Source organism: Colwellia hornerae, from assembly GCF_007954355.1.
Classification (GTDB): Bacteria; Pseudomonadota; Gammaproteobacteria; order Enterobacterales; family Alteromonadaceae; genus Colwellia_A; species Colwellia_A hornerae.
Map to the genome: position 1 here is coordinate 1 of NZ_VOLR01000007.1, position 14,072 is coordinate 14,072.

The 14,072-nt window shown below is 38.3% G+C and carries 13 protein-coding genes and 1 pseudogene; 6 read left to right on the forward strand and 8 right to left on the reverse strand.

Annotation, left to right across the window (positions count from 1 at the left end; all coding sequences use genetic code 11):
• Nucleotides 1-195: 195 nt before the first annotated feature.
• A complete protein-coding gene (locus tag ESZ26_RS06095) occupies nucleotides 196-1,719 on the reverse strand; it encodes a M4 family metallopeptidase (protein ID WP_146798868.1) in 1,524 nt (507 codons plus the stop codon).
• 516 nt (nucleotides 1,720-2,235) lie between these two features.
• On the opposite strand from ESZ26_RS06095, the gene ESZ26_RS06100 reads away from it, so the two are divergent.
• The 3 genes from ESZ26_RS06100 (at nucleotide 2,236) to ESZ26_RS06110 (ending at nucleotide 4,858) form a co-directional block, all read left to right on the forward strand.
• Nucleotides 2,236-3,180 carry a DUF2785 domain-containing protein gene (locus ESZ26_RS06100; protein ID WP_170246322.1) on the forward strand — a complete coding sequence of 315 codons (945 nt, stop codon included), beginning with the start codon at nucleotides 2,236-2,238 and terminating at the stop codon, nucleotides 3,178-3,180.
• 114 nt (nucleotides 3,181-3,294) lie between these two features.
• Nucleotides 3,295-3,882: an LURP-one-related family protein gene (locus tag ESZ26_RS06105; protein WP_146798870.1), complete on the forward strand. Its 588-nt coding sequence runs from the start codon at nucleotides 3,295-3,297 to the stop codon at nucleotides 3,880-3,882.
• Between the two features lie 22 nt (nucleotides 3,883-3,904).
• On the forward strand, nucleotides 3,905-4,858 hold the full coding sequence (locus ESZ26_RS06110) for a 2-hydroxyacid dehydrogenase (RefSeq protein WP_146798871.1): 954 nt from the start codon (nucleotides 3,905-3,907) through the stop codon (nucleotides 4,856-4,858).
• An 88-nt stretch (nucleotides 4,859-4,946) separates the two neighbouring features.
• Here ESZ26_RS06110 and ESZ26_RS06115 read toward each other — a convergent pair whose 3' ends face one another.
• The 5 genes and pseudogenes from ESZ26_RS06115 to lgt all read right to left on the reverse strand — a co-directional run bounded on the left by ESZ26_RS06115 (nucleotide 4,947) and on the right by lgt (nucleotide 8,127).
• Entirely contained in the window at nucleotides 4,947-5,879 is a 933-nt protein-coding gene (locus ESZ26_RS06115) for a DHH family phosphoesterase (protein ID WP_146798872.1), read from the reverse strand.
• 189 nt (nucleotides 5,880-6,068) lie between these two features.
• On the reverse strand, nucleotides 6,069-6,164 hold the full coding sequence (locus ESZ26_RS19585; RefSeq protein WP_342353830.1) for a DUF2789 family protein: 96 nt from the start codon (nucleotides 6,162-6,164) through the stop codon (nucleotides 6,069-6,071).
• A 73-nt stretch (nucleotides 6,165-6,237) separates the two neighbouring features.
• Nucleotides 6,238-6,297 (reverse strand): annotated as a pseudogene (locus tag ESZ26_RS19620) (hypothetical protein); the annotation flags it as partial.
• Nucleotides 6,298-6,488: 191 nt separating this feature from the next.
• Nucleotides 6,489-7,325: a ribonuclease H family protein gene (locus ESZ26_RS06125; RefSeq protein WP_146798873.1), complete on the reverse strand. Its 837-nt coding sequence runs from the start codon at nucleotides 7,323-7,325 to the stop codon at nucleotides 6,489-6,491.
• 13 nt (nucleotides 7,326-7,338) lie between these two features.
• A complete protein-coding gene (lgt, locus tag ESZ26_RS06130; protein WP_146798874.1) occupies nucleotides 7,339-8,127 on the reverse strand; it encodes a prolipoprotein diacylglyceryl transferase in 789 nt (262 codons plus the stop codon).
• 108 nt (nucleotides 8,128-8,235) lie between these two features.
• On the opposite strand from lgt, the gene ESZ26_RS06135 reads away from it, so the two are divergent.
• Nucleotides 8,236-9,153 carry an aldo/keto reductase gene (locus ESZ26_RS06135; RefSeq protein ID WP_146798875.1) on the forward strand — a complete coding sequence of 306 codons (918 nt, stop codon included), beginning with the start codon at nucleotides 8,236-8,238 and terminating at the stop codon, nucleotides 9,151-9,153.
• A gap of 229 nt (nucleotides 9,154-9,382) precedes the next feature.
• On the opposite strand, the gene ESZ26_RS06140 is transcribed toward ESZ26_RS06135, so the two are convergent.
• Nucleotides 9,383-10,651, reverse strand: coding sequence for an MFS transporter (locus ESZ26_RS06140; protein ID WP_146798876.1), 1,269 nt, complete (start codon nucleotides 10,649-10,651; stop codon nucleotides 9,383-9,385).
• A gap of 142 nt (nucleotides 10,652-10,793) precedes the next feature.
• Here ESZ26_RS06140 and recR point away from each other — a divergent pair, with 142 nt between their 5' ends.
• Together recR and htpG are read left to right on the forward strand one after the other, a co-directional pair.
• On the forward strand, nucleotides 10,794-11,399 hold the full coding sequence (gene recR, locus ESZ26_RS06145) for a recombination mediator RecR (protein ID WP_146798877.1): 606 nt from the start codon (nucleotides 10,794-10,796) through the stop codon (nucleotides 11,397-11,399).
• 178 nt (nucleotides 11,400-11,577) lie between these two features.
• Entirely contained in the window at nucleotides 11,578-13,539 is a 1,962-nt protein-coding gene (gene htpG / locus ESZ26_RS06150) for a molecular chaperone HtpG (protein WP_146798878.1), read from the forward strand.
• An 85-nt stretch (nucleotides 13,540-13,624) separates the two neighbouring features.
• Here the strand turns inward: htpG and ESZ26_RS06155 are convergent, their stop codons facing one another.
• The gene (locus ESZ26_RS06155; protein ID WP_170246323.1) at nucleotides 13,625-14,062 is read right to left on the reverse strand and encodes a DUF255 domain-containing protein; all 438 of its coding nucleotides are present in this window, start codon (nucleotides 14,060-14,062) and stop codon (nucleotides 13,625-13,627) included.
• Between the last annotated feature and the right edge of the window lie 10 nt (nucleotides 14,063-14,072).

Genomic DNA, 14,072 nt, shown 5'->3' on the forward strand with positions numbered 1-14,072 from the left:
TCCAAGAAATGGACGATGCCGATAAGAAACTGGAAAACGGCCTTGAATCGATTTATGATTGAATTCGAAGACCGCTTAAAGGACTTTATTTAAAACGGGCAGTTACACAAAATCTGTTACAGGCTCTACTAAATGTATTTTATATAAAAAAAAAGACCAGCAATGCTGGTCTTAAATTCATATTCGCGAGTACAGTTACGGGCAGTTAACGCCAACTGTTGCGAAAGCGGCTGTCACGTCACTTGAATTCAATCCAAGATCCGTTGCCGCCGATTCAACACCACATGCGCCAGCATCAAAAGTAGAGCTTGGCGTCCAGTATAAGTTATTAGCACGTAACATTACGCCAAATGCATCTTGTACTGTCCAGCCATTGGTCGTTGCAAGTAAATAGAAGGCTTTGTTATAAACACCTGAACTTAAATGAACATCTAAACCGCTGGTCATATCTGATGCATGAGCAATAGAACGACCATCTTTGGTTGGATCGTCCATGTAGCGTAATGCGCCATTACCCTTAAAAATTTGTTCTCCAACCATCCAGTCGTTTGAACCGTGCATATAATTTTCAGCTGCTTCACCGGCCATATCAGAGAATGCTTCGTTCATACCTCCAGACTCACCACTATAAACCAGACCAGAACGTTGCTCTGTAACACCATGACTAACTTCATGAGCTGATACATCCAGACTAACTAATGGGTGGAATGTTGTTGCGCCGTCACCAAAGGACATGGCTGTACCATCCCAAAATGCATTTTCATAGTTACGACCATAATGCACGCGCATCTCTAATTTTTGTGAGAGTGGGGTAACACCGTACCAATCACTATACATATCAAAGATAACATTACCAAAAGCTTGAGCATCGTTCATTGGTGCGAAGGCACCATTTGTTAAGTCTTGACCGGTATCGCCACAAGCGACTTGTGCAGTGCTGCCACGACGTGTGCTGTTACCCATATCAGTTGTTATGACATTTGGGCTATCTAAAGTACAAGTAGAGCCATCTGACGTTGCTATAATATTAGCAAAGTCAGTGCCGTAATAGTAAATACCAGTTTTAGCATTACCGCCGGGGCCTGTTAATGTTGTTGGTGTAGTTGATCCACCACCACCGCCACTGCCTGGTTTACCTTTACCTGATTTTGCATGGTTAATGCCTTGCCAAGATAACAAGACATCACCATTGTTGGCATCAATAAATGCCATTGGGCGACTTGGCACCTCACTATCACTTGCTAAGTATTCAACGCGGTAAGCTAGTTGTGCTTTATTGGCACTATTTACATAAATAACTAATTCAGTTTTTGAGTTTTTAATGTTGTTGTGACCCAATAATTGCTTTAATTTTCCAAGCGCTTTACCACGCAGCATGCCAGGAGTTACAGAGCCTAAATCATCAGAAATGTTAACCATTAAAGAGCCTTGCGTGCCAACATTACGACCCGCGTTGTCTTGCTCTAATACTAATGACTGTCCAAATACGGGCACACCTTTATAAAACATTTGTGCTTTTTGCTTACTATTACCTTTTACCGTTGAAAATGACTTACCGGCTTTGAAGCTGTAGTCAGCACTTAGTTGTGTAACCGCATTAATTGATTTGCCGTTCATATTACTGTGATTTGCATTCACGCCATTTGAAGCCATGACAGATGTTGATGCAGATAATGCTAATAAAGTCGCTAAAGATAATTTTGTTAAGTTCATTTTCATTTTATTAACCTCTAAAATTAATTTTATAGTTTTTATATGTATTAAGGTAAAAGTACTATCAATTGATATTGATAATCATTAAGTTATTTACTTAATATTAAAGACTTCTCTACTGGTGATATCTTTAATAAAGCATGCCATCAGTATTACGGGTTTGTAGTTGTTGTGCATAGTACATTAGCGGCAATTTTTAGTTAAAAAACGACATTTTATAATAACAGCAACAAATTATTTTGAAAACTTATTGTCTGTCTACAATAATCCACTGTTATTTATAGTTATTTTTAATTTATTACATTAACAGGTAAACCCATACTAACAATTGCTCTTAATGGAAATATCTTTTTCCAAGCTTTAATTTAGAAAGAGTGGACGAAAGTAAACGATGGTTATAGGTTGAATATTATTGTTTTTTAAAATATTTATGGCCAATAATATGTTTTTATTTTGTAGATGTAATGTTATCTTTTAGTGATGATTTTGTCGGCTAATTGAATGACTTTAAAAGGACGTAAGATGAAATTTTCATTACAAATGTCAATAATAGGGGGGGTGTTTATCAGTAGCTATGCTTTTGCTGCGAATGAAGAAATACTTATTAATGCCCAGCAGGTGAATACTCAGTGTTTATCAAACCAATGGCAAAAACAAGAACTACTGCAACTCAAAAATGATAAATTTATTCTTGAAAACAAAGCTGATAAAGAAGCTTTAGCGCTACAATTACTGGCTTGTCTAGCAAGCCCAGATGCAGAGATAAGGGACGGTATTGCTTTCGAAGCATTAAGTAATTGGCTGCGCAATGAACAACTCAGCCAAGCAACACATCTTAAAATGTTTAACTATTTAACGCGTGTTTTGGAATTTAAAGTAACTGACACTTTTGGTGTCTATCAGTCATTTTCAATCTTGGTCTTAGCCGAAGTGGCACGTGTCGACAGACAGTCACCTTTTTTAACTACTAAGCAAAGAGATTATTTAGTTAAGGTAGGAACGAACTTTTTAACTAATGTAAAAGATTATCGCGGTTTTTCAGCTAAAGTTGGCTGGCAGCATAGTATCGCTCACTCTGCAGATCTTATGCTGCAACTGGCGTTAAACCCTGAAGTTAACAAAGCGCAACTCGATAAGATACTGGACGCTTTAGCCAGTCAAATTACTGCTCACCTTCAACATTCATATGTGGAAGGTGAATCAAAACGAATTGCCATGGCTGTTATATATGTTTTTTTACGAGAAGAATATATTATGGATGATTTTCACCACTGGCTTGATAAAGTGGCTGAGTCCGCTCCTTTTAAGCAGTGGCAAGATGTATATCAAAGTGAACAAGGGTTAATTAAATTGCATAACACACAGAGTTTTTTGTACGCATTATATGCGACAATTAAACCCAGTAAGAATAAAGTATTAATTGAAATGTCTGCCTATTTAGAGCAAGCCATTAAAGCTGTAAAATAACGTCATATTAAAGGGCTTAACAGTTAGTCTTTAATTAATATAAACAACAATATAAAATATTATGGTAAATAATTGTCGTAATAACAACCGCTAGACTCACGGAGTGAGCATTTAATGAATACTATAATTAATAAGAATACTTATATAATCAAAGAGCATGTCGGCATATTTAAAGCCGCAAATAATTATGATATTTATGATCCTGAAACCGGGGATATCATTATGGAATGTCGAGAGCCTAATTTAGGTTTTTTTACTAAAATGCTGCGCTTCACCGATTACAAAACCATGACACCCTTTGATGTTCAGATACGTACACCCGACGATCAGCGAATCATTCGCATTCAGCGCGGTATCTCTTTGCTTGTTTCAAAAGTAATCATTTCTGATTGTGATGGTAATGATATTGGTTATTTTCAGCAAAAATTATTTTCAATTGGCGGTAAATTCGATATCTTTGATAACCAAGACCGCCTTGTCTGCCAGTTAAAAGGTAATTGGGTTGGTTGGAATTTTCGCTTTATGGATGGCAATGATGAACTCGCTCATATATCAAAAGAGTGGGGTGGCATAGGTAAGGAATTATTTACCAGTGCTGACAATTATGTCTTAGAAATTTCTGCCGATGTTCCTGAAGATCATCCGGTTAGAAAGCTGATCCTTGCCGCCGTGATGTGTATTGATATGGTTTTGAAAGAATAATGCCAATAAGAAGGATTTGACGATGGCCGTTATTACTTTTGTTAGTCAACTTGCTCAGCACGAGCAAGCTGCTTGGTTAGCGTTATTATCAGCTAAGCTGCCAAATGAAGCGATTAAGCTTGATAAAGATTTATCCATCGAGCAAAAGCTGCAATGTGAAATCGCTATTGTGGCTAACCCAGATGTTGATGTTTTGTCACAGTACCCCAAGTTAATATGGGTACAGAGCCTATGGGCAGGCGTCGATGCACTAGTTTCGCAATTAAGCCATGATAAGCCAGCGCCAAGCTTTAAGTTAGTGCGGTTAATTGATCCAATATTAGCGCAAACCATGAGTGAGGCGGTATTAACGTGGGTACTCTATTTACATCGTGATATGCCAAAATACTTACAACAACAAAAGTCAGCGCTGTGGTTACAACATCGATATTTACTGCCAAAAGAGCGCACTTTAGGTGTTTTAGGCCTGGGTAGATTAGGTAAGCTCAGCGCGTTACGCTTACATGAAAATGGTTTTAATGTGCTTGGTTGGAGTCAAAGCGAAAAGTTAATTAATGGCGTTCAATGCTATTGGGGAGACGAGGGCTTAGCGACTATGGTTAAGCAAACTGATATTTTAATTTGTTTATTACCCCTAACGGCAGCCACTTATCATCTCATTAATGATGATTTACTGACCAAGCTACCTCAAGGCGCCAGTATTATTAACTTTGCTCGAGGTGGCATAGTCGCTAATAATGACCTTATTAAGTACTTAGCTAATGACCATCTTGAACATGCCATTTTAGATGTTTTTGAACATGAACCTTTAGATGAAAGTCATGCCTTTTGGTCACATGAAAAAATAACGGTCCTTCCCCATATTTCTGCACCAACACATTTTGAAAGCGCAGGGGAAATTGTGACCAACAATATTAAAAAATATCGAAGCAACGCCCAGATACCTCTTTATATCAACTGGAATAAAGGTTATTAATATTTTTGATCAGCTAAGTATTTTGCCATCATCCTTGATGGCAATAGTTAACCGCTATTGAACCGAGTGTCTTGGGCAGACCAACGGCTTAACCATCGGCATTAATTGTCGCAATAAGCTCAGCAAGGCAAGCTTCATTTTGATCATGTGGAACTTGACAGGTTCCCGCCGCATTATGTCCGCCGCCATTGTATTTCAACATGAGTTCGCCAACATTTGTTTTTGCACTGCGATCAAAAATAGATTTTCCAGTAGCAAAAACAGTATTTTGTTTCTTCAGTCCCCACATAACATGAATTGAAATATTACATTGAGGAAATAAGGCATAAATAACAAAACGATTACCAGAGTAAATAATTTCTTCTTCTCTTAAATCTAACACTACTAAGTTATTGTATACGGTTGCGCAGCGCTTAATTTGCTCTTTAAATTTTTCTTCGTGCTCAAAATAAAGATCGGTGCGTTCCTTAACATCAGGAAGAGCGAGTAATTGGTCAATGTTATGATCTTTACCAAAATCAATTAAGTCCATCATCAGTTCATAGTTTGAAATACGAAACTCTCTGAAACGGCCTAAACCTGTGCGTGAGTCCATGATAAAATTAAGTAATTCCCAGCGTTTGGCATGCAAAACTTCTTCTTTATTAAATTGTGCTGAATCGCCTTTATCTACTGCTGCCATCATGCTGGTCCAGCTTGCTGGGAACGTTTTTAAGCCACCGTAGTAGTCATAAACAACACGAGCAGCAGAAGGCGCATCAGGGTCAATAACATGGTTAGCGCGCTTTTCATTACGAAGTGTTTCACTATGATGGTGATCAAAGGCGATATGAACACCGTCAACATAAGGTAAGTTGGTGGAAATATCATCTGGACCAACCGCTATAATTCCGTCTTGCATATCCTTGGGGTGAACAAAGAGAATACCGTCAACTAAATTAATATGTTTGAGTAAAATAGCACAAACTAAACCATCAAAATCACTACGTGTTACTAAACGGTATTTTTTATTATCCGACATTTATTATCTCCATTATATAGATTTTACACTCTGCTATTTAACACTATATTGTTTATAACAGCATAATTAAAGTAGATTAACGCGCGGAATCAACTTTAAGGTTAAATTAAGTACTTTATTGGTAGATGTTTTATCACGATTATATTTTAACGTTAATGCACAGGCCTAATTTTTATGCATTGCTTGGTATTAACGTAACGAAGAATCTAAGCTATCAACAATTTCCGACCAATCAGAGTCTTCTTGTACGGCTTCCTTTAAAAAATAGCTTGTGATGGGCTCCATACTTTTGCTTGGTGCAAGGGTAATTGTGCTGGAATGCCTCTATGGTCTCAATAAAATGCGCTATATCTACCTGGCTGTTATTAATGCCTAGTTGGGAGAATAAACAAGACATTGTATGATTTGAAAGATCCATAATGGCTGAGTTTCTGATAACAAATAGAACATTAGTATAGCTTGAATTGAGAAAAGCACCGAAAAATTTCGGTTAATACGGAAAAAAGAAACGATTGAATATAGTCTCTTTTTTCCTATTTAGACTAGAGGTAAAAGGCGCTTATAATGAATGGGGTTGTTCACTATATAGCCGTGTTATTTATTGACTTATTAGCCGGCTTCGGTCGCTAATATTTCGCGAATATTTATTTTTTGTTGATATTGTATAAAGCCGACTTCTTGTGAGGTCCTAGCGAGCACAGCCATGCGATCGGCGAGCTCATTACCTTCAATATTCGCGTGACCTTTAACATGAGTAATCGCAATGTTTTTTTTAATTTCTTGGTAGAGTGTATAGCAAACCTTGACTAATTCTGGATTTTTAATCGCTTCACCATTGGCTTTTTTCCAACCTTTATTTTTCCATCCTGTTGCCCATTTCGTAATGCTGTCGATAGAATATTTAGAATCAGACAGCACTTGAATGGTTTTATCAGGATTGGCTTCAATATAAGCCTTCGCCAATTTAAAGGCTTGTAACATACCAATTAACTCAGCGGTGTTGTTAGTACCATTGGCGTTATAGGCACCATACCAAAGGCTATGAATTTCACCCTGATGATAAACTGCGACACCAGTGCCTGATTTTCCTGGGTTGGGCGAACACGCACCGTCACAATAAATATCGATATTAGCTTTAGTGACTTCACGATCGCTGCGTACAGTACTACCAGCAGGTTTTGTTGAACCTGTTACTCGACTTAATGATGAACTTGCCGTTTTAGCCGCGGCGGGGTATTCAGCTCCGTTGCGTGGTGGTGTTTTTAAAGATCGCTGGGTTAATGCTTTGGTGTAAGTTGACTTAAAAGCCGCTTCTGCTTCAGCTTGTGAAGGAAACCCCATAAATTGAGCATCAGCGCGCCCTGATGTTACTGATTGAACTGTGGTCCAGTTGTCAAATACACCCGTTTTTGAACCTTTCCAAACCACGTAATATTTTTTACTCATTATGCTACTCAGCTTATTTTAGTTTGTTCTTGGCAGATAACGACCATATTAATAAAACGATACCCGCGATAAAAAATGGAATACTCAGCATTTGCCCAGTATTTAACGCCCAAATCGACTCATAGGCTGCTTGTTTAACTTTTACTGATTCGATTAAAAATCGAGCGGTGAAGGTTAATATTAAAAATAAGCCTAATAATGAACCCTTTGGCGTTTTATCTTTTGATTTTTTATAGATAAAAAACAAAATAATAAAAATGATTAAATAAGCGATTGCTTCATAAAGTTGCGCAGGGTGGCGAGGTATATTATCAATACGTGCGAAAATAATAGCCCAAGGCGCACCGCTGGCAACCCCTAATATTTCAGAGTTAACAAAATTAGCTGAACGGACAAAAACACCAAATAAAGCGGTACAAATAGCTAGTCGATCGAGTAACCATAGATAGTTTTCTTGATACTTTCGTGCATATATACCGAGTGCAATAATAAGCCCTAAACCACCACCATGACTAGCAAGACCGCCTTGCCAAATCGCCAGTATCTTTAAAGGGTTAGCAAAGTAATACTGGGGGTCGTAGAAAAAACAATGTCCTAGGCGCGCACCAATAATAATACCTAATACGGAATACATCAGTAAGTTGTCCAGCGCCTCCAGATTTTTGTGCTCTGTTTGATACACCCATTTCATCACCTGTAAACCCGATATAATAGCGGCAGCAAATAGCGCACCATACCAATGAACGCTTAAAGGACCTATAGAAAGTAAAACTGGATCAATATCCCAAATAAAATGTTGCAATGAAAAAACCTTATTTATACGTATGCAGTGAGTGAGTTGTTGATGAACAACAACCATAAAGTCGCTATTATGTCAGTCAATTAGCGATAAAACGAGAGCAAAGTTGTAATGAAAAATTATAGTTTAGGTAAGAGCAATCTTCAGTCATCACGATTAATCTATGGTTGTATGCGAATTGCAGGTGATCAATCAGTTAATGCTATTGATAAAGGCAAACGTGCTGTCCTGAGCGCGATTGATGCTGGCTACAATCATTTCGATCATGCCGACATTTATGGTGGCGGGGCAAGTGAACAATTATTTGGTGAATTGTTAAAGCAAGCACCACACTTGCGAGAAAAGATGATCCTTACCTCCAAAGCAAGCATTCGCCCAAAAAACAATGAAAATACTTATGCGCCAACACGCTATGACTTTAGCAAAGCATATATTTTATCGAGTGTAGAAGGTTCTTTAAAACGTTTGCATAGCGAGCAACTCGATCTTTTCTTATTACATCGCCCTGATTATTTATTTGATATTGACGAAGTTGCCGAAACATTTCAGCAACTCAAAACCAGCGGTAAAGTTGCGCATTTTGGCGTAAGTAATTTTAAACCCTCACAAGTTGCGATGTTACAAAGTGCCTTAGACTTGCCATTATTGGTCAATCAGATAGAAATTAATATTCATAATATTGATGCGCTAAATGACGGCACTTTGGATCAATGTCAACAAGATAAACTATCGCCAATTGCCTGGTGCCCGCTAGGTGGTGTTGCCTATTCTGCATGGGGGAATAGCTTTTCAGTAGAAGATGAACAACGTATCGCCGACGAGTTAACGTCGCAAGCACAAGTTTATAACTGTCAGCCTTGGCAAATTATTCTCGCTTGGTTACTAAAACACCCTGCGAAAATATTTCCTATTATTGGTTCAACCACACCGGAACGCATTATTGCTGCAAAAGTAGCACTAGAACTCAATTATAGCCGTGAAGACTGGTATCGATTATTTGAAGCGAGAAATGGTCAAGCCGTTCCCTAATCAGGGGTTAATCATGATGACACTTTTGAGTTTGCTGACACTTTTTAATTTTCTTTAGCGTCAAATATCAACTTTCTGGTCGTTGGGGACATTTAGCGCAAGTCTTAAGGGTTTACTTATTTTATGGAGTGAATCTTTATTACCTAGTCTTATAAAGTGTTAGCGCTGGCGTTGGTTTTTCATACAAGGCTAACCACAGGTAAAAAAGTCGATGCTATTATTTGCATCGCTAAGCTTGAGCTGCCTCGTTGGTGGTTTTTTTTCTGTCTTTAATATAGTAAAACCAAGTTACTGCAAAGAGTATGGCAATAAAGGGCATACTGGTAAGAACGACGGTATGCCAACCCGCTTTAAATAAAACCCAACCAGCGAGTAACGATGCAGTCGCTTGTAAGCCAAAAATAATAAAGTCATTAATCGCTTGTACTTTGTGCCGTTCACTCGGCTTATAGCTTTGCGGCAGTAGCGTTGTACCGGTTAAAAATAAAAAATTCCAACCTATGCCTAATAAAATCAGTGCCCACCAATAATGCATGACCTGCTCGCCAGAAAGTGCCACAACAGCGACTAATGCATAAATCACTGTGCCAATTAACATTAAGCTTTTTAAGCCGATTCTTTTTACTAACCAGGCGGTAAAAAGTGAAGGGATAAACATCGCGGCAATATGGCTTTGAATTACCCATTTTGTGTCGTGTAAGCTATGACCGCTCATCTGGTGCATGCTCAAGGGGGTTGCGGTCATTAAGTAACTCATTAAGGCAAAACCAATGGCCGCTGATAATATGGCAATAATAAAAATAGGTTGTTTGATAATTTCACTCAAGGGGCGAGTGTCACCCACTTGTTGATGAGATTCAATCTGGGTGTTTTTAAAATTCAACATGATAATCATCGCACAAACAATTAATCCTGCTAACACTAAAAATGAGCCGGCATAACCATAGGGAGATGCGAGCCAATCTTTAGCAACCACGGCTATCTCAGGGCCTAAAAACGCTGAAAAAATACCACTTAGCATCAAAATTGATAACACGGTTGGAATATCTTTATCGTCTTTAATACTCTCAATGGCGGCAAAACGTAATTGCTGAATAAATGAGGTACTAATGCCAAAGAGTAAACCAGCAAAGACAAAGAGTTCAAAGTTAGCAATAATTGCAGAGACCATTGCCGTTAGGGTCGCAACTAAGCCAACACTATAACCGCTAAAAATAGCAAAGCGTCGACCTTTGTTTTTTGCCAACATAGCCGCAGGAATAGCACCACAAGCTACCCCTAAAATCATCACAGTAACGGGTAAGGTCGCTAAAGAAGGATCATCTGCCATGCTGGTCGACAATATGCCGCCAATAAAAACAATCACCGGTGATGCCGCCATAACAAGGGGTTGGGCAATAAAAAGCAGCCAAATATTTTTAGGTAAAGTGAAATGTCGAGATAAGAAAAAAGCGCTGACAATGAGTAAGGCTAAGGTAATAAAGATATTGGCTAACATAGCGGTTCGTTTTGATAATTATACTTCAGCTATCATAGCGTATTATTTTTAGTGGCGAGAGAATAATTTATCTTGGTTTTTATACTTCAACTGATAAACTGCCTGCGTTGAAAATTAGCCAAACATTGTTTTTAAGGTTGTTATGAAATTTAGTCCACTGGTTCAAGAATTAATCAATTCACTTAAATGCTTACCGGGTGTTGGCGCTAAATCAGCGCAACGTATGGCGTTTCATTTACTTGAGCGTAATCGTATTGGCGGCGCTAAGCTAGCTGGTACATTAAAAGTGGCGATGGAAAATATTGGTCATTGTTCACAATGTCGAAATTTTACTGAAGATGACAGCTGTGAAATTTGCCAAAGTGCTAAACGACTTATAAACCAGCAACTCTGTATTGTTGAAAGTCCAGGTGATGTTATTGCTATAGAACAAACGGGGGAGTTTCAAGGACGTTATTTTATTTTAATGGGCCACTTATCGCCGCTAGATGGTATTGGACCCGATGATCTTGGCTTAGATATATTAGAGAAACAGCTGGCGACTAATCAGTTTAAAGAAATCATTTTAGCAACCAACCCAACCGTTGAAGGTGAAGCTACCGCACATTTTATTGCCGAACTGGCTAAAAAATATCAAGTGGTTATTTCTCGAATAGCTCATGGTGTGCCTGTTGGTGGCGAACTTGAATATGTTGACGGCAATACTTTATCTCATGCCTTATCAGGACGTAAGAGCTATTCATTCTGATCTTGAGCAAATTTATGCTTTGAACTCATATTCAAAGCATATTTTTAAATTTATTTTAGCTAAGAAACATCACATTCCCTTGAAATAATTTCTCTTAGCCCCACATGTTATCTATCAACGTGAGCATCATATTTGCATGCTCTCTTTTAAACACCGATAAATGTAGGATATATTTCAAATGTCAGAAACAGGCCAAAAAGAAAATCATCAGTTTGCAACTGATAACGCTAAGTTACTTAAATTAATGATCCATTCACTTTACTCAAATAAAGAAATATTCTTACGTGAGTTAGTATCAAATGCGGCCGATGCTGCTGACAAACTTCGCTTTAATGCACTGTCAAATGCTGATTTATATGAAGGTGATGGTGATTTACGCGTACGTGTTAGTTGCGATAAAGATAATAATACCCTTACCATTTCTGATAACGGTATTGGTATGACGCATGATCAAATCATTGATCATTTAGGGACTATCGCTAAATCAGGTACGGCTGAGTTTTTCTCGCAACTTTCTGGCGATCAAGCTTCAGACTCACAACTTATTGGTCAATTTGGTGTTGGTTTTTATTCAGCATTCATCGTGGCAGACTCGGTAACTGTGCGTTCTCGCGCTGCTGGTGTTGATGCATCTGAAGGTGTTGAATGGACGAGTGCTGGCGAAGGCGAATTCACCACAGCTAAAATTTCAAAGACTAATCGTGGTACCGATATTATTCTTCATTTAAAAGAAGAAGAGCAAGAATATGCTGACGATTGGCGCTTAAAATCAATCGTCACTAAGTACTCAGATCATATCTCTGTTTCTGTTGAAATGTTAACGCCAGCAGTTCCGGGTGTTGAAGCCGTTGCTGAAGTTAAAGACGACGAAGACAATGTTACTGTTCCAGCTGCTGATGCGGTTGCTGAAGTACCTGCAAAATGGGAACCGGTCAACAAAGCAACAGCACTGTGGACTCGTGAAAAATCAGAAGTGTCTGATGACGAATATAAAGAATTTTATAAACATGTATCGCATGACTTTGGCGACCCACTTGTCTGGGAACATAATAAAGTAGAAGGTAAAACAGAATATACTTCATTACTTTATATTCCAAGCAAAGCGCCATTTGACATGCATAACCGTGAAAAGCAACATGGTTTAAAACTATTTGTTCAACGCGTATTTATAATGGACGACGCTGAACAATTTATGCCAACGTACTTACGTTTTGTAAAAGGTTTATTAGACTCAAATGATTTACCATTAAACGTTTCTCGTGAAATTTTACAAGATAACAAAATTACCCAAGCGATCCGTAAAGGCTGTACTAAACGTGTACTTAAAATGCTTGAAAAACTAGGTAAAAAAGACAAAGAGCAATACCAGTCATTTTGGAACGAGTTTGGTCAAGTATTAAAAGAAGGCCCAGCTGAAGACCAAGGTAATAAAGAGCAAGTGGCCAACTTATTGCGCTTTGCTTCAACAGAGCATGATACTGCGGTACAAAGTGTTTCTATTCCTGAATACGTAGCACGTATGAAAGAAGGACAAGAAAAGATTTATTATGTTGTTGCAGACAGCTTTGAAGCGGCTAAAAACAGCCCTCATTTAGAAGTCTTCCGTAAAAAGGGCATTGAAGTATTATTAATGTCTGACCGTATCGATGAATGGTTAGTGAGCCACTTAACAGAAGTTGATGGCAAGCAATTACAATCGGTCACACGTGGCGGTTTAGACCTAGGCGATATGGAAGATGAAGAGTCAAAACAAGCACAAGAAAAACTTGAACAAGAGTTTGATTCTGTGGTTACTCGCATTAAAACATCGTTAGCAGGTAAAGTGAAAGATGTTAAATTGTCGCAACGTTTAACAGACTCTCCCGCTTGTATTGTTGCCGATGAGCACGACATGAGCAGCCAGATGATGAAGCTTATGCAGTCAGTTGGACAAGAAGTGCCTGACGCATTACCTATCTTTGAAATCAATGCTGAACATGAGTTGGTAAAACATGTTGCTAATGAAACTGATGACGAAAAATTCAATCAGTGGACGCAAGTATTGTTTGAACAGGCGATGTTAGCTGAACGTGGTAGCTTAAAAGACCCTGCAAGTTTTGTTGCCCGTTTAAACAAGTTAATGTTGAGTCTTACTAAGTAAGTTTTAACCTTTGCAGGGTAGACCACATACTGTTTAGACATTAAAATAAAAGGAGCTTCGGCTCCTTTTTTGTATCGATTTCAGCCTAGTTTATTTCTTTATTTAACAGTGCTTGCAGTTGTTCAACACTTTTATAACCATGACTCAATGAATACTGGTCACCGCGAACTATCATCACTGCTGGAAATCCTCTAAAGGTAAGATGCTGACCCTCTTTATCTTTAAGATCATCAAAAACAAAGCTTGAAAGCATAAAGTTGATGGTTTCTCTTACGGGAATAAATTGCTCATTTAATACTTTAGCTAGGGCAGGGTCGGTAAAAACATCTTTTTCCATTGCCGCACAGCTTGTACAAAAGCGCATTTTAGCAAAGACGAAAATTGGTTTAGTCGAGTCCATCGCACGCGCGTCTTGATAACTATGCCATTCCACTTGGGCTGTATATAAAGTCGGCGAAATACTAGCGTAGAGGCTTGGTAATAAAATAATGGCGGCAATTAACGCGATAAAAAATTTATTCATGGGCCTTCCG